Source organism: Acidovorax sp. FG27 (assembly GCF_040365715.1).
In the GTDB taxonomy this organism is placed as follows: Bacteria; Pseudomonadota; Gammaproteobacteria; order Burkholderiales; family Burkholderiaceae_C; genus Paracidovorax.
The window spans coordinates 302,203-317,500 of sequence record NZ_BAABVY010000012.1 but is presented as its reverse complement, the minus strand read 5'-3'; the positions used below and the strand labels follow the sequence as shown (position 1 = coordinate 317,500).

At 67.6% G+C, this 15,298-nt stretch carries 17 protein-coding genes (1 of these 17 cut by a window edge); 3 read left to right on the top strand and 14 right to left on the bottom strand.

The genetic code is table 11. From position 1 onward, the window contains the following. Positions 1–1,841 carry the 3' portion of an ATP-binding cassette domain-containing protein gene (locus ABWV53_RS17400; protein ID WP_353367407.1) on the top strand. Its footprint begins 58 nt before the window's first position, so only the last 1,841 of its 1,899 coding nucleotides appear in the window; its start codon lies beyond the left edge, outside the window; the stop codon is at positions 1,839–1,841. Positions 1,842–1,892: 51 nt separating this feature from the next. Here the strand turns inward: ABWV53_RS17400 and ABWV53_RS17395 are convergent, their stop codons facing one another. From ABWV53_RS17395 to ABWV53_RS17365, 7 genes are all read right to left on the bottom strand, one after another. Further along, positions 1,893–3,020 carry a protein-glutamate methylesterase/protein-glutamine glutaminase gene (locus ABWV53_RS17395; RefSeq protein WP_353367406.1) on the bottom strand — a complete coding sequence of 376 codons (1,128 nt, stop codon included), beginning with the start codon at positions 3,018–3,020 and terminating at the stop codon, positions 1,893–1,895. A gap of 25 nt (positions 3,021–3,045) precedes the next feature. Continuing rightward, complete coding sequence (cheD, locus tag ABWV53_RS17390) at positions 3,046–3,801, bottom strand: chemoreceptor glutamine deamidase CheD (protein ID WP_353367405.1); 756 nt, start codon at positions 3,799–3,801, stop codon at positions 3,046–3,048. A gap of 34 nt (positions 3,802–3,835) precedes the next feature. Then, complete coding sequence (locus ABWV53_RS17385) at positions 3,836–4,711, bottom strand: CheR family methyltransferase (RefSeq protein ID WP_353367404.1); 876 nt, start codon at positions 4,709–4,711, stop codon at positions 3,836–3,838. Positions 4,712–4,805: 94 nt separating this feature from the next. Next, the gene (locus ABWV53_RS17380; protein ID WP_353367403.1) at positions 4,806–5,294 is read right to left on the bottom strand and encodes a chemotaxis protein CheW; all 489 of its coding nucleotides are present in this window, start codon (positions 5,292–5,294) and stop codon (positions 4,806–4,808) included. 49 nt (positions 5,295–5,343) lie between these two features. Beyond that, positions 5,344–7,494: a chemotaxis protein CheA gene (locus ABWV53_RS17375; protein ID WP_353367402.1), complete on the bottom strand. Its 2,151-nt coding sequence runs from the start codon at positions 7,492–7,494 to the stop codon at positions 5,344–5,346. Positions 7,495–7,558: 64 nt separating this feature from the next. After that, positions 7,559–7,921, bottom strand: coding sequence for a response regulator (locus ABWV53_RS17370; RefSeq protein WP_056662028.1), 363 nt, complete (start codon positions 7,919–7,921; stop codon positions 7,559–7,561). 50 nt (positions 7,922–7,971) lie between these two features. Continuing rightward, complete coding sequence (locus tag ABWV53_RS17365; protein ID WP_353367401.1) at positions 7,972–8,418, bottom strand: hypothetical protein; 447 nt, start codon at positions 8,416–8,418, stop codon at positions 7,972–7,974. A 164-nt stretch (positions 8,419–8,582) separates the two neighbouring features. On the opposite strand from ABWV53_RS17365, the gene ABWV53_RS17360 reads away from it, so the two are divergent. Beyond that, positions 8,583–9,731 (top strand): hybrid sensor histidine kinase/response regulator, encoded by a 1,149-nt coding sequence (locus ABWV53_RS17360; protein WP_353367400.1) that lies wholly within the window; start codon positions 8,583–8,585, stop codon positions 9,729–9,731. Beyond that, a complete protein-coding gene (locus ABWV53_RS17355; RefSeq protein WP_353367399.1) occupies positions 9,728–10,357 on the top strand; it encodes a response regulator in 630 nt (209 codons plus the stop codon). The genes ABWV53_RS17360 and ABWV53_RS17355 overlap by 4 nt, the downstream gene beginning before the upstream one ends. Positions 10,358–10,498: 141 nt before the next feature. Here ABWV53_RS17355 and fliR read toward each other — a convergent pair whose 3' ends face one another. Genes fliR through ABWV53_RS17320 form a run of 7 tightly spaced genes read right to left on the bottom strand, consistent with a single transcriptional unit; the run spans position 10,499 to position 14,795 of the window. Then, positions 10,499–11,269 (bottom strand): flagellar biosynthetic protein FliR, encoded by a 771-nt coding sequence (gene fliR, locus ABWV53_RS17350; protein ID WP_353367398.1) that lies wholly within the window; start codon positions 11,267–11,269, stop codon positions 10,499–10,501. Between the two features lie 40 nt (positions 11,270–11,309). Beyond that, on the bottom strand, positions 11,310–11,579 hold the full coding sequence (gene fliQ / locus ABWV53_RS17345) for a flagellar biosynthesis protein FliQ (protein WP_353367397.1): 270 nt from the start codon (positions 11,577–11,579) through the stop codon (positions 11,310–11,312). Between the two features lie 42 nt (positions 11,580–11,621). After that, a complete protein-coding gene (fliP, locus tag ABWV53_RS17340) occupies positions 11,622–12,386 on the bottom strand; it encodes a flagellar type III secretion system pore protein FliP (protein ID WP_353367396.1) in 765 nt (254 codons plus the stop codon). Further along, a complete protein-coding gene (locus tag ABWV53_RS17335) occupies positions 12,379–12,747 on the bottom strand; it encodes a FliO/MopB family protein (RefSeq protein ID WP_353367395.1) in 369 nt (122 codons plus the stop codon). The genes fliP and ABWV53_RS17335 overlap by 8 nt, the downstream gene beginning before the upstream one ends. A 7-nt stretch (positions 12,748–12,754) precedes the next feature. After that, complete coding sequence (fliN, locus tag ABWV53_RS17330; RefSeq protein WP_353367394.1) at positions 12,755–13,189, bottom strand: flagellar motor switch protein FliN; 435 nt, start codon at positions 13,187–13,189, stop codon at positions 12,755–12,757. Beyond that, entirely contained in the window at positions 13,179–14,183 is a 1,005-nt protein-coding gene (fliM, locus tag ABWV53_RS17325) for a flagellar motor switch protein FliM (protein ID WP_353367393.1), read from the bottom strand. Before fliM ends, fliN begins: the two co-directional genes overlap by 11 nt. A gap of 21 nt (positions 14,184–14,204) precedes the next feature. Then, on the bottom strand, positions 14,205–14,795 hold the full coding sequence (locus tag ABWV53_RS17320; protein WP_353367392.1) for a flagellar basal body-associated FliL family protein: 591 nt from the start codon (positions 14,793–14,795) through the stop codon (positions 14,205–14,207). Positions 14,796–15,298 lie beyond the last annotated feature (503 nt).

Genomic DNA, 15,298 nt, shown 5'->3' with positions numbered 1-15,298 from the left:
ATCATGCCGGGTTCTCGCTGGAGACCGGAGAGCGTGTCGGCCTGATCGGTCGCAACGGCGCCGGCAAGTCCTCCCTGCTCAAGATCCTGGGCGGTATCGCCAAGCCGGACGACGGCGCGCTGCAGGTGCAGCAGGGCATCCGTATCACTTATGTAGCGCAGGAGCCGGACCTGGACCCCGCCTCCACCGTCTTCAATGCGGCATCCCAGGGGTTGGGCGTCGTCATCCAGCTGCGGGACCAGTATCTGTCCGGTGCCGACGGGATCGATCTCGACGCGCTGCAGACCCAGATCGAAGCCTATGACGCGTGGAACTGGGAGCAGCGGGTCGACGAAACCCTGCAGCGCCTGCATCTGGACGGTGACGCGCTGGTGGGCTCACTCTCCGGAGGGACGAAAAAGCGCGTGGCGCTGGCGCAGGCCCTTGTCGCCCGGCCTGACGTGCTGCTGCTGGATGAACCGACCAACCACCTGGATCTCGATTCCATCGAATGGCTGGAAGAGTTGCTGATCGACTTCAAGGGCAGCGTAGTCACCATCACCCACGATCGGGCATTCCTGGATCGGGTCGCCACGCGCATCGTGGAACTGGACCGGGGACACCTGCGCTCCTATCCCGGCAACTTCGCGCAGTACGTCACCCAAAAGGAAGAGCAACTGGCCCAGGAGGCCATCATCTCGGCGAAGGCCGACAAGCTGCTGGCGCAGGAAGAGGTCTGGGTGCGGCGGGGGGTGGAGGCGCGCCGCACCCGTAGCCAGAGCCGTATCGGGCGGCTGCAGGAGCTGCGCGCCCAGCGGGCCGCGCGGCGCGAAGCACTGGGCAGCGTGCGCATGGACGTCGCCTCCGGCGGCCAGAACGGTTACCAGGGCAAGATCGTGGCCGAGCTCACCGACGTGAGCAAGGCGTTCGGTGACAAGACCATCGTCACCGGATTCACCGGCACCATTCTGCGCGGCGACAAGGTCGGCCTGATCGGCCCGAACGGCGCGGGCAAGACCACCCTGCTCAAGATGATCCTGGGGGAGTTGGCGCCCGACGCCGGCACCATCCGCCGGGGCGCCAACCTGCAGGTGGCGTATTTCGACCAGATGCGCCATGCGGTCGATCTCGATGCCACGCTGGAGGACTTCATCAGCCCGGGCAGCGAGTGGATCGAGATCGGCAACCAGCGCAAGCACGTCAAGAGCTACCTTAGCGACTTCCTGTTCTCGCCGGCCCGCGCCCGCTCGCCCGTCCGGTCCCTGTCGGGAGGCGAGCGCAACCGGCTGTTGCTGGCCCGGCTCTTCGCCCGACCGGCCAATGTGCTGGTGCTCGACGAACCGACCAACGATCTGGACATTGACACGCTGGATCTGCTGGAAGAACTGCTCCAGGGATACGACGGCACCGTGTTCCTGGTGAGCCATGACCGTACCTTCCTGGACAACGTCGTGACGAGCACTCTGGCCTATGAAGGCACGGGCCACTGGCGGGAGTACGAAGGCAGCGTGCAGGACTGGCTGACCCAGTCGCGACGGTCCCGCTCGATAGCCGCCGCGGCGCAGCCCTCCACGCCAGCGACCGCCCCGGCGACAAAGGAAGCAGCCCCCACGCCCAGCGAATCCGGGCGCGAGCAGCCCTCCAAGAAGAAGCTGAGCTACAAGGAGCAGCGCGAACTCGACCAGCTCCCAGACCTGATCGCCCGCCTGGAAGCGGAGCAGAAGCAGGTGCAGGAGGCTTTGTCCGATGGCACCCTCTATGCAACGGACGCCGCCCGTGCCGCCCAGTTGCATGCGCGCGAGGCCGCCATCGAGGCGGAACTGATGAGCAGCCTGGAACGGTGGGAAGCGCTGTCCGCCTGATCTGCCGGCCGGCGCACCGCCCGCAAGCCTGCGGCGGCAGCCCCGCCAGTGTCAGATCCGGTGGTGCAGGCGGTCGGTCGTTCCCCGAAGACGCGCGATGAGCGCCGGCGCGATCTGGGTGAGCGGCAGCACCTCGTCCGCAGCGCCGTGTGCGATGGCTTCGCGGGGCATGCCGAAGACGATGCAACTGGCCTCGTCCTGCACGTAGTTGTAGCTGCCGGCGTTCTTCATCTCGCGCATGGCCACGGCGCCGTCGTTGCCCATGCCGGTCAGCATGATGCCGTAGGCATTGCGGCCCACGACGGCGGCCGCCGACTTGAACAGCACTTCCACCGACGGCTTGTGCCGGTTCACCGGCGGGCCGTCGTCCACCACGGCGACATAGTTCGCTCCGCTGCGGGCCACATGGAACTGCGTGCCGCCCGGCGCGATGTAGGCATGCCCCGGAAGAATGCGCTCGCCGTGCACCGCCTCTTTCACGGTGATGTGGCACAAGCCGTTCAGCCGGGCCGCGAAGCTGGTGGTGAAGCCGGCCGGCATGTGCTGAGTGATGACGATGGCGGGGGAATCCGCCGGCATCTGCACCAGCACTTCGCGGATGGCCTCGGTGCCACCGGTGGAGGCGCCGATGCAGATCAGCTTTTCGGTCGACAGCCGGCCCAGCAGCGTGGCGGACGGCGCGGGCACGCTGGCGGCCGAGCCCGGGGCGGCCGCATGGGGTGCCGCGCCAGCGTGCGGCGCGCGGGCCGACTCGGCCGTGGGCGCGCGCCGGACATGCGCCACCGCGGCCACGCGGATCTTCTCGACGATCTGCGCGGCCAGTTCATTCAAACCGTTGGCCAGGCCGATCCGCGGCTTGGCCACAAAGTCGACCGCGCCCAGCTCCAGCGCGCGCATGGTCACCTCCGCTCCGCGCTCGGTCAGCGTGGAGATCATCACCACCGGCATCGGACGCAGGCGCATCAGGCGGCCGAGGAAGTCGATGCCGTCCATGCGCGGCATCTCGACGTCGAGCGTGATGACGTCGGGGTTCGTCTCGCGGATCAGTTCACGCGCAATGAGGGGATCGTTGGCCGTGCCGATGCATTCCATGTCGGTCTGCCGGTTGATGATCTCGGCCAACAGACTGCGCACCAACGCGGAATCGTCCACCACGACGACCCGGATCTTCTTGCTCATGGCGTCCAACCTTCGTTCTGCATGCTCAAAACAAGTCGACCGAGCCGCCCGCGGTGGCCTTGGCCACCGTCACCACGTTGCCGCGCACTTCCTGCTCGACGGACGCATCCGGGTGCGCATGGGCCAGGCGCTTGACCATGACCTTGCCAGTGACCGGGAAGAACACGACCTTGCGCGGATAGATGTCGAGCACGTCCTCGGACACGACGGGAATGCGCTCGGTCTGCAGATAGCTGAGCACGAACTGGGTGTTGCGCTCGCCGACGTTCATGGTCGTGAAGTTGTGCATGACCTGCGCACCGCCGAAGATCTTGGCCTGCATCGTCTCGCGGCGGGCGCCGCGCTTGAGCATTTCGTTGATCAGCAGCTCCATGGCATAGGAGCCGTAGCGGCCGGACACGTCGTTGGAATCACCATCGGGCAGCATGAAATGGTTCATGCCCCCAACGCGCGCCCGGCTGTCCCAAAGGCATGCCGCGATGCAGGAGCCCAGCACCGTCATGATGACCATGCTCTCGTCGGCCACGAAATATTCGCCCGGCAGCACCTTCACCGCGTTGTGCTGGAAGTGGTGGTCCAGAAAGAAGAACGAAGCCTCGCCCGGCTTGCGGGCAGCGGCCTTGAGTTCCTGCAGCGACGACTCCTTGGCCGCCCCGCCCCCCGCGCCAGGCACGTGGATGTCGGCGCTGAGCGGCGCGATGCGCGGAGCACGGCGCCGCTCCACGGCGGCGAAGGGCTGGGCAGCCGGCGCGGAAGAAAAGCCTGGGCGATGGGTGGTCATTCGAACGTCTTCTGGCTACGGGACTGTGGGGGAATCATCGGCGCTCGTAAACGGTCTTGCCGCGCAGCGTGAAGAGGTCGCGCGACTCGCTGAAATTCTCGGCATGCCCCACGAACAGCATGCCGCCCGGCTTCAGCACCCGGTGGATACGCTCCAGCACGCGACGCTGCGTGGGCCCGTCGAAGTAGATCATCACGTTGCGGCAGAACACCACGTCGAACGGCTCGCGGAAGGGCCAGTCGTCGCGGATCAGGTTGACGCTCAGGAAGTCGATGGCGCGGCGCAGTTCGGGCTTGACGCGCACCAGCCCGGCATTCGACGCCTTGCCGCGCAGGAAGAACCGCTGCATCCGCTCCTGGCTCAGGCCCTTGACGCTGTCGAGCCGGTACACACCCTCGGCCGCCGTGGCCAGCACGCGCGAATCGATGTCGCTGGCCGTGAGCTTAAAGGACGCGTTGGCACCCAGCGACTCGTGCGCGGTCATGACGATGGAATAAGGCTCCTCGCCGGTGGAGGCCGCGTTGCACCACACATGCCACGGGCCCGACGGGCGCGTGCGCAGGTGCGCGGAAAAAATCTCGAAGTGGTGCTGCTCTCGGAAGAACGCGGTCAGGTTGGTGGTGAGGGCATTGATGAACTCCTGCCACTCCGGCCCGTCGTGCGTTTCCAGCCAGCCCAGGTAGTCGTGGAAGCTCGAATGTCCCGTCTCCCGCAGCCGGCGCGACAGGCGGCTGTACACCATGGCGTGCTTGCCGTCGTGCAGGCTGATACCCGCGCGCTGGTAGATCAGCGCCTGCACGCGCGAGAAGTCGGCGTTGGTCCAGACGAACTCGCGGCCCTGCGCCAGCGGGCCGGTCGATGCCGCGGCCGCCGGGTCTGCACTCCGGGTCGGGCTGTGGGGGGGGTGCATTCGAGGCGACTCCGCAAAAAAAGGAGGGATGCGGCGGGTTGCGGCACCGACGCGGGAGCAAGTCGGCGCGGCACGTGCGGCCGCGCCGGCTCGCTCAGTCGCTGTCGGACATCAGGCCCATGTCCACGTTGGACATCAGTTTCTCAATGTCCAGCAGGATCAGCATGCGATCGTTCACCGAGCCCAGGCCCAGGATGCAGCTGTTGTCGATGGCACTGTCGATGTCCGGCGCCGAGCGGATGTTCTCCGCCGCCAGCTCCATCACGTCGCTGACCGAATCGACCACGATGCCCACCACCCGGTTGCGCAGGTTCAGGATGATGACCACCGTGAAGCTGTTGTAGTCGGCCCGCGAGCAATTGAACTTCAGCCGCATGTCCACGATGGGGACGATCGTGCCGCGCAGGTTCGTCACACCCTTGATGAAGGCCGGCGCGTTGGCGATGCGGGTGGGCGGCTCGTAGCCGCGGATCTCCTGCACCTTCAGGATGTCGATTCCGTACTCTTCCTGGTCGAGCCGGAAGGTCAGGTATTCCCGCGCGCCGGCGACCGCGCTCTCACCTGTCTTTTCCATCACATTCATGCCGACACTCCTTGTTGCTCCACGCTGCGTTCCTCGATCTCTCTAGTGCTCAGTGGCGGGCACGGCGCACCAAGGCGCCCGTGTCCAGGATGAGCGCCACGGTGCCGTCGCCCAGGATGGTCGCGCCCGACACGTTGGGCACCTTGCGGTAGTTGGTCTCGAGGTTCTTGACCACCACCTGGTGCTGGCCCAGCAACTCGTCCACCAGCAGCGCCACGCGGTTGCCGTCGGCCTCCACCACCACCATGATATTGCTCGACTTGCCGCTGTCGCCGCGCGGCACCTGGAAGGCGCGCTCGAGCGAAATCACCGGCATGTACTCGTCGCGCACCTTCACCAGCTGCGAGCCCTGCGCCACTGTGTTCACGTCGTCCGGGTTGACCTGGAACGACTCCACCACCGACGACAGCGGCAGGATGTAGACCTCTTCGCCCACGCCCACCGACATGCCGTCCATGATGGCCAGGGTAAGCGGCAGCCGCACCGACACGCGCATGCCGTAACCCTCGGCGGAATCGATCTCCACCGAGCCGTTCAGCGCGGCGATGTTCTTCTTGACCACGTCCATGCCCACGCCGCGGCCCGACACGTCGGTCACCACGTCGGCCGTGGAGAAGCCGGGCGCGAAGATCAGCCCCCACACCTCCTGGTCGGTCATCTGGTCGGAGACGTCCAGGCCCCGCTCCTTGGCCTTGCGCAAGATCTTCTCGCGCGACAGGCCCTTGCCGTCGTCGCGCACCTCGATGACGATGGAGCCGCCCTGGTGCGAGGCCGACAGCGTGATGGTGCCGTGCTCGGGCTTGCCGGCCGCCAGCCGCTCGGCCGGCATCTCGATACCGTGGTCGCAGCTGTTGCGCACCAGATGGGTCAGCGGGTCGGTGATCTTCTCGACCAGGCTCTTGTCGAGCTCGGTGGCCTCGCCCAGCGTGACGAAGTCCACCTTCTTGCCCAGCTTGTTGGCCAGGTCGCGCAGCATGCGGGGGAAGCGGTTGAACACGATCGACATCGGAATCATCCGGATCGACATGACCGATTCCTGCAGATCGCGCGTGTTGCGGTCCAGATCGGCCAGGCCCGCCAGCAGCTGCTGGTAGACGCCGCCGTCCAGCCCCCGGCTGTTCTGGGCCAGCATGGCCTGGGTGATGACCAGTTCACCCACCAGGTTGATGAGCTGGTCGACCTTGTTGACCGCCACGCGGATGGTGGTGGACTCCATCTGGGCCTGGGTCACCGCCTTGGGCTCGGCCGTGGCGGGCACGCGCGTGGCCACCACCGCGGGCTGCGCAGCCGGCGCGGCCGCTGCGGCGGCCTGGGCGCCTTCGGCAGGCAGGCCGGGCGAGTCGGTGAAAAAGCCGTAGGCCGCTTCGCCCTGGTCGCCGGCCGGCGCCTCGGCGGCCTCGGCCTGTTCGGCCTCGGCCCCGGTCGCGCCGGCGGCGCGGATGCGGACCTGCTCCTTGGACACGTGGAAGGCGAACAGATCCAGCAGGTCGTCGTCGGTGGAGGTGGTCTCGACGGCGAACGAGCGCATCCCCTCGGCGGAGCCTTCCAGATCGCTGATCGAGCCCAGGCCCGGAATGTCGCGGAACAGCTCCTTGATCGCATCGGCCTGGGCGGCCCGCTCCAGCGGACCGATGTCGATGCGCAGCGAACGCGCACCGCCGGCGGCGGCGGCAGCGGGCGCGGGTGCGGGCGACGGAGCCGCCACCGGGGCGGGCGCGGGTGCAGGAGCCGGGGCTGGCGCGGGGGCCGGCTTGGGCGCGGGGGCCTGGGCGGCGGGCACGGCGCCGGACGCCAACTCGCTGATGCGCCGCACCAGCTCGGTGGTCGATACCGCTTCGCCCTGGCCGCCCGCCTGGTGGCGCGCCAGCAGGCTGCGCGAGGCATCGGCCGATTCGAGCAGCACGTCCACCATCTGCGGGATCGGCTGCAGCTCGTGGCGGCGCAGGCGGTCCAGCAGAGACTCCATCTGGTGCGTCAGCTCGGCCACGTCGGAAAAGCCGAAGGTCGCGGAGCCACCCTTGATCGAATGGGCGCAGCGGAAGATGCCGTTGAGCTCCTCGTCATTGGCGTTCGTCAGGTCCAGGTCGAGCAGCATCTGCTCCATCTGGTCCAGGTTCTCGCCGGCTTCCTCGAAGAAGATCTGATAGAACTGACTGAGGTCGAAGTCGGCGCCGGCGCCTTCTTGGTAGCTGTCCGCCATTATGGGTGGCTCCTGTGTGCGGGAATCGTCGTGAGAAGGCTGCGCAAGGGCACGCCGTGTCCGCTCAGCGGATCACTTTCTGGATCACCTCGATGAGGCGATTGGGATCGAAGGGCTTGACCAGCCAGCCGGTCGCGCCGGCACTGCGGCCGGCCTGCTTCATCTGGTCGCTGGATTCGGTGGTGAGGATGAGGATGGGCACCGTCTTGAAGCGGGGCAGCTCGCGCAGACGGCGCGTGAGACCGATGCCGTCCAGGCGCGGCATGTTCTGGTCGGCCAGCACCAGATGGATGTCGTGGGTTTCCGCCTTCTCCAGCGCGTCCTGCCCGTCCACCGCCTCCACCACGTGGTAGCCGGCGCCCGTCAGGGTGAAGGCCACCATTTTCCGCATGGACGGAGAGTCATCAACGGCAAGAATCGATTGCATGTAGGGCTCCAACAAACTTGAAAAGGGGGTAGGCCAGGGCTGTGCAGCCCTCAGAAAAGGTCGATCGAGCCGGCATCCATCTCGCTCTGGGTCACCGGGTTGGGACGGTCGGGCGCCATCTCGGCGAAGGGCGCCGCCTCCTCGCCGTCTTCCTCGCCCATCGCAGCGGAGGCCAGACGGAACGCGCAGCCCTGCAGCACCTTGGTCGTGTGCCAGATCAGTTGCGATGCCATGTCCTGGAACTGCAGCTCGGTCACGGCGCTGCGCAAGGCGGTGCGCAGCCCGGCGAGCTGGGCGGAATCGCCCACCACGTCGTCGGTGAGCGCATTGTTGGCCTCGCCGAACCGCTCCAGCAGATTGTCGGTGGCGTGGCTCAGCAAGCCCTCGAGCCGGTGCAGGTCGTGCATCACCACCAGCAGCGAGTCCTGCAGCTCGGCGGCCACCATCACCGGGACCTGTACGCCTGGCTCGTCAGGCGGTGTTAGCGTAGATTGCACTGTTTCTCCGTCGCTGCAGGCGGCTGCAAGGCACGCAATGGACCCCATCGGGCAAACCGGCGGCGGAACACTCCAACCGTCCAGATCCTAGTTCGGCATTTCGCCACCGCTCCTGAACACCGTTACCTGGAGCGCTCGGCCTCATTTGTTCCAATATGTATCCTATGATACCGATTCCAATGGATTCTGGTGTACTGAAAAAGCCCTTGCGGATCCTCCATCTCGAAGATTCCGACCTCGATCATGAGCTGGCCTGCCGCACTTTGCGGCGTGCCGGGCTGGCCTGCGTGATCCGCCACGCGGATTCTCTGGAAACACTGGACCGCTGGCTCGATGCCGAGGCCTTCGACCTCATCCTGGCCGACTACCGGCTGCCGGGGTTCACCGCCCTCGACGCCTGGCGCGCCGTGGGCCGGCGCGGTGCCGGGCAGCCGCCCTTCGTGCTGCTCTCGGGCGCCATCGGCGAGGCCGCCGCGGTGGACGCGATCCGGCTGGGCATCGCCGACTACCTGCTCAAGGACGACATGGCCCGGCTGCCGCACGTCATCACGCGGGCCATCGAGGTGGCCGAGGCCCGCCGCGCGCGCGAGCAGGCCGCGGCCGAGCTGGCCGATTCCGAACGCCGCCTGGCGGCGCTGACCGAGCACCTGCAGACCTCCATCGAGCAGGAGCGCGCCGCCATCGCCCGCGAAATCCACGACGACATCGGCGGCGCCCTGACGGCGGTGAAGTTCGACCTGGCCTGGATCGGCCGGCACACCGAGTCGGACGCCATGCGCGAACACGCCGGCGCGGCGGTGGACATGCTGCAGCACGCCATTGACGCCAGCCAGCGCATCATGATGAATCTGCGCCCGCCCATCCTCGACCAGGGCCTGGTGGCGGCCGTGCAGTGGCTGGCCGAGGGCTTCGAGCGGCGCACCGGCGTGCCGACCCGGGTCGCCGCCGCGCCGGCGACGGCCGAGGTGCCGGCCGCCGTGCAGCTGGTGGCCTACCGCACCGCGCAAGAAGCGCTGACCAACGTGTCGAAATACGCCGAAGCCTCGCAGGTGCGCATCGACCTGAGCGACACCGAGGGCGTGCTGACGCTGGAGGTGACCGACAACGGCCGGGGCATGGACCTGGCCGCGAGCCGCGCCAAGCCGAAGTCCTTCGGGCTGCGCGGGCTGCAGGAGCGCGCCCGCACCGTGGGCGGCTGGCTCGACGTGAGCAGCCAGCCCGGGCGCGGCACCTCCATCATCCTGTCGGTGCCGCTGGCGCAGCCGCTACCATCGGGCGGACCGGCGGAGCTGGATGAAGGAGACGCTCAGTGATTCATGTGGTGCTTTGTGACGATCACGCGGTGCTGCGGCGGGGCATTCGCGACACGCTGACCGAGGCGCCCGACATCTCCGTGACGGGCGAGGCCGGCAGCTATGCGGAACTGCGCGAGGTGCTGCGCAGCGCGCCGTGCGACGTGCTGCTGCTGGACCTGAACCTGCCCGGCCGCAGCGGCCTGGAGGTGCTGGCCAGCGTGAAGGAAACCCATGCGGCGCTGAAGGTGCTGATCGTCTCGATGTACCCCGAGGACCAGTACGCGCTGCGCTGCCTGCGGGCCGGCGCGCAGGGCTACGCCAACAAGGCGGGCGATCCGGTCGAGCTGATCGCCGCGGTGCGCACCGTGGTGCAGGGCCGCAAGTACCTGACGGCCGAGGTGGCCCAGATGCTGGCCGACAGCCTGGCCCAGCCGACCACCGAGATGCCGCATGAAGCGCTGTCCGAGCGGGAATTGCAGACGCTGGTCAAGATCGCCTCGGGCCGGCGGCTTTCGGACATCGCCGAGGAGCTGATGCTCAGCCCCAAGACCGTCAGCGTCTACCGCGCACGGGTGCTGGAAAAGCTCAAGCTCACCAACAACGCCGAGCTGACGGTGTATGCCATCCGCAACCAGCTAGTGTAGCGCGGCACCTGCCGTTTCGCTATATCTTTGATAGCTGCTCGCGCTGGTTTCATCGGTGGCTGGATGCTCCAGGGCATGCAAAGCCCGGTATAACCTGCGAAACGCGCTATCTGAAAAGTAGCAACCCGATGCACGGCGCACTCAGCGCTGGGTGGCGAACAGATCGATCGACTGCTGCATCAGCGCCATCACCGGCTGCTCCAGCATCGGCAGCGTGGCCGCGATGCCGAGCATGCCCACGGTCAGCGTGACGGGAAAGCCTACCGCGTAGATGTTCATCTGCGGCGCCACGCGGGAGATGATGCCCAGCGCCAGGTTCACGAACATCAGCAGGGCCACCATGGGCAGCGCGATCCAGAGCGCGCTGGCGAAGAGCGAGGCGCCCAGCTCGTACACCTTCATCTGGCCCAGCGCCTGCATGAAGCTGCCGTCGGCCGGGAACCGCTCGAAGCTCTTCACCACCGCCATCAGCAGCAGCAGGTGGCCGTTGATGACGATGAAGAGCAGCGTCGCCATGTGGCCGAAGAAGCGCGCCACGGCGCTGATCTGGCCGTTCGAGGTCGGGTCGAAGAACGACGCGAAGTTCAGCCCCATCTGCAGCCCGATCACCTCGCCGGCCAGCTCCACGGTGGCGAACACCAGCCGCACGGCGAAGCCGATCGCCAGCCCCACCACCACCTGCTGCGCGACGGCGCCCAGGGCGGCGCGGCCGTTCAGGTCGATCACCGGCGCCTCCGGCAGCACGCCCTGCGCGGAAAGGGCCACCAGGAAGGCCAGCCCGATCCTGGCGCGCAGGGGAATGGCGCGCATGGAGAACACCGGCGCCACGGCGAACATGGCCAGCACCCGCAGGAACGGCCACAGCACGGGCGTGAGCCACGCCATGATCTGCGCCTCGGTGAACGTGATCACGCGCGTGGCCCGGTCAGCGGCAGGGAGGCGGACCGCCCGGTCAGCCGACCACCGACGGGATGGATTCGATGGTGCGCCGCAGGTAGTCCACCAGCGTGGAGATCATCCACGGCCCGGCGATGGCGAACACCACCACCGCGGCGATCAGCTTGGGCACGAAGGCCAGCGTCGCCTCGTTGATCTGGGTGACGGCCTGGAAGACGCTGACCAGCAGCCCCACCGCCATCACCACGCCCAGCAGCGGCATCGAGATCATCAGCAGCAGGGTGAGCGCCTCGCGGCCGATGGTGAGAGCGAATTGGGGTGTCATGGCGGCGGCGCTCCACGAAAAGACAGGGAAGGAGAAGAAAGCTCAGGTGGCGAAGCTCGCGGCGAGCGAGCCGATCAGCAGGTTCCAGCCGTCCGCCAGCACGAACAGCATCAGCTTGAACGGCAGCGCGACCAGCACCGGCGAAAGCATCATCATGCCCAGCGACATCAGGATGGAGGACACCACCATGTCGATCACCAGGAACGGGATGAAGATCATGAAACCGATCTGGAAGGCCGACTTCAGCTCGCTGGTGACGAAGGCCGGCACCAGCACCCGCAGCGGGGCGGTTTCCGCCGTGGTCTCGGCCGGCAGCTTGGCCAGGCGCGAGAACAGCGCGAAGTCGGACTGCCGCGTCTGCTTGAGCATGAAGGCGCGCATCGGCGCCTCGCCCCGCTCCAGCGCCTGCTCGAAGGTGATGGCGTTGGTCGTGTAGGGCACGTACGCCTCCTGGTAAACGCGGTCGAAGGTCGGCCCCATGACGAAGAAGGTGAGAAAGAGCGAGAGCCCGACGATCACCTGGTTGGGCGGCGCCGACTGCGTGCCGAGCGCCTGCCGCAGCAGCGACAGCACGATGACGATGCGGGTGAAGCCCGTCATCATCAGCAGCACCGCCGGCAGGAACGAGAGCGCGGTGAAGAACAGCAGCGTCTGGATCGGCACCGAGTAGCTGTTGTTGCCGGCCCCCGAGCCGATCAGCACCGGCAGGGTGCCCGCGTTCTGCGCGAAGGCCGCGGGTGCCGCGGCGAGGCCGGCGCCCAGCGCCACCCAGGCCAGGGCACGGCGCCAGCGGAGCGATTCAGCCATGGTGCGCGCCCGCTTCCTGCCGCGCCGAGGCGGCGGCCATCGCACCGGCGAAGCCCGGCTGCGGCGTGGCGGCAGGGACCGAGGGGTGCACGAGCGAAGGCGCCGCCAGCACGTGCAGGCAGTTGATCTGCTGGGCCGTCACGCCCAGCACCAGCACCGTGCGCTGGTGGTCGGGCCCGACTTCCACGGTCACCACGCGCTGCTGCGGACCCACGGCCACGGCCGAGAGCACACGCGACGCGGCCATGCCCGCCGCGCCCGAGACGCGTGCGGCGTTGCGCTGCTGCAGCCGCCGCACCAGCCACGGCAGCGTGGCCAGGGCGGCGACGAACAGCACCACCACCAGCAGCGTCTGCGTCATGCTGCCGCTATCCCCGGCTGACACGGCGCAGGCGCTCCGAGGGCGTGACCACGTCGGTGAGGCGGATGCCGAACTTGTCGTTCACCACCACCACCTCGCCCTGGGCGATGAGGTAGCCGTTGACCAGCACGTCCATCGGCTCGCCGGCCAGCGCGTCCAGCTCCACCACCGAACCCTGGGCCAGCTGCAGGATGTACTTGATCGGCACCTTGGTGCGGCCCAGCTCGACCGACAGCTGGACGGGAATGTCCAGCACCATGTTGATGTCGTTGACCGGCACGTCGTTGCCGGACGCGGAGAACGGCCGCACCGGCTCGCCCGCCAGCGGGCCGCCCTGTTCGGCATCGCCCGCGCCGGCATCGGCCGTCTTCTGCTCTTCGAGCGCTTCGGCCCAACCGGCGAACGGATCGTCGCCGCTTTCCTTGTTGTCTTCAGAGGACATCTTTTTCTCCCAGCCAGCTCGCGTCGGAGCTGCGCAGACATTCTTCAATACGGATCGCGTACTTGGAGTTATGCGTTCCGTACTGGCATTCAAAAATCGGCACGCCGCCGATCGAGGCGCGGATGCGGGGTTCGCGGTCCAGTTCGATGAAGTCGCCCGGCTTCATGGCCAGCAGCTGCTCGACCGTCGCGTCGGCGCGTGCCAGCTCGGCCACCAGCGTCACCTCGGCGGCCTGGATCTCCCGCGTGAGCACCCGCACCCAGCGGCGGTCGACCTCGATGGAGTCGCCCTGCGTGGACGAATACAGCACGTCGCGGATCGGCTCCAGCGTGGCGTAGGGCATGCAGATGTGGATGGCGCCCGACAGATCGCCGATCTCCAGCTGGAACGCGGTGGACACCACGATCTCGCTGGGCGTGGCGATGTTGGCGAACTGCGGCTGCATCTCCGAGCGCTGGTACTCCAGCTCCAGCGGGTAGATGCCGTGCCAGGCCTTCTTGTATTCGGCGCAGATCACGTCCACCAGGCGGTTGATGACGCGCTGCTCGGTGGGGGAGAAGTCGCGCCCTTCGATACGGGTCTGGAACTTGCCGACACCGCCGTAGAGCGTGTCGATGATGCCGAAGACCAGCGAGGGCTCGCACACGATCAGCCCGCTGCCGCGCAGGGGCCGGATGGCGACGATGTTGAAGTTGGTGGGCACCGCCAGTTCGCGCAGGAAGGCGCTGTAGCGCTGCACGGCCACCGTGCCCACCGAGATCTCGGGGCTGCGGCGGATGAAGTTGAAGAGGCCGATGCGGAAGTTGCGCGCGAACCGCTCGTTGACGATTTCCATCGTCGGCATGCGGCCGCGGACGATGCGCTCCTGGCTGGAAATATCGTAGTTGCGGACCGCGCCGGCATCGATCTCCTCCTGGGCCGTCTTCTGGCTTTCGCCGGTGACGCCTTCCAGGAGGGCATCGACCTCTTCCTGCGACAGAAATGAATCACTCATGGCTTGCGTCTCCCGCCCGGCTCACTGGATGATGAAACTGGAAAAGAGCACCGCCCGCACCGGGTTGGTGTCGGGGCGTGGGCGTGGTGGCGGCTCGTCGTCGCCGTCCTCGGCGTCGCGGGCCACGGGTGCCTTGCGCGGCTTGGGCACGGTGAAGCCCAGCGGCTTGGACACTTCCCGGCGCACGTCCACCGCCAGCTTTTCCTTGCCGTCGCGCGACAGCAGTTCCTCCGAGGTGCGCTGCGACACCAGCAGCAGGATGGCGCTGCGGATGCTGGGCAGGTACTGCTTGACCGACGCCTCGGTCTTCGCGTCGGCCAGCTCCAGGGTGATGCCGATCTGCGCGAACCGGTCGCCGCCCGGGTCCGCCAGGTTGACCACCATGTTGTCCAGCGGCAGGAACGTGGGCGGCGTCTTGGGCGACGCCGCCTGGGCCTGCTCCGCGTGCGCTTCGCCGCCCTCCTCGTCGGCGGCGGCGGCATGGCGCTTGGAAAGCATGAACCACGCCGCGGCGCCGCCCACTGCGACCAGCAGCACGACGACGGCGAGAATGATGACCATCTTCTTGCTCTTGGCAGGAGCAGCGGGAGCGGCGGCGGGGGAGGCGGACACGTGGAGGTTCCTTCGCGCAACGGGTGCGGATCAGCGGGGCGGCGGCGGCACCCGGGCGCAGGGCGCACGGGCTGCGTCAAAGCCGATTATTGGACAGGGGTGCGGGCCATGATAGCCAGAATAAAAGCCCAAAAGCGGCGCTTTCGCCCCGCTACCTGTCCGTGTGGCGGGCGTTTCAGGCACCCTGGGCCAGCGGCAGGCCGGGCGCGCCACGTGCCACGCTGGCGGGCCGCCTGCGCTCAGAACGTGTTGACGATCTCACAGGGGATCGCGTTGGAGCGCAATCGGGATGAGTGGATGCTCCGTATGCGCCGCATGGGCTCGTGCCCATGCAAGCAGCCGGGGCGTCAAAACTCGTTGCCATGGCCCGATTTCGCTCCAACTCGGAGGGCAGCGGTGTGGGCGGGCGGTCTGCGGCGTTGCGGCGCTTGTGGATAGCCCAAGCTATCCACTGCGCACCGCGCCTTGCACCCCACCCGCCCACACCGCTGCGCGACCCCTGG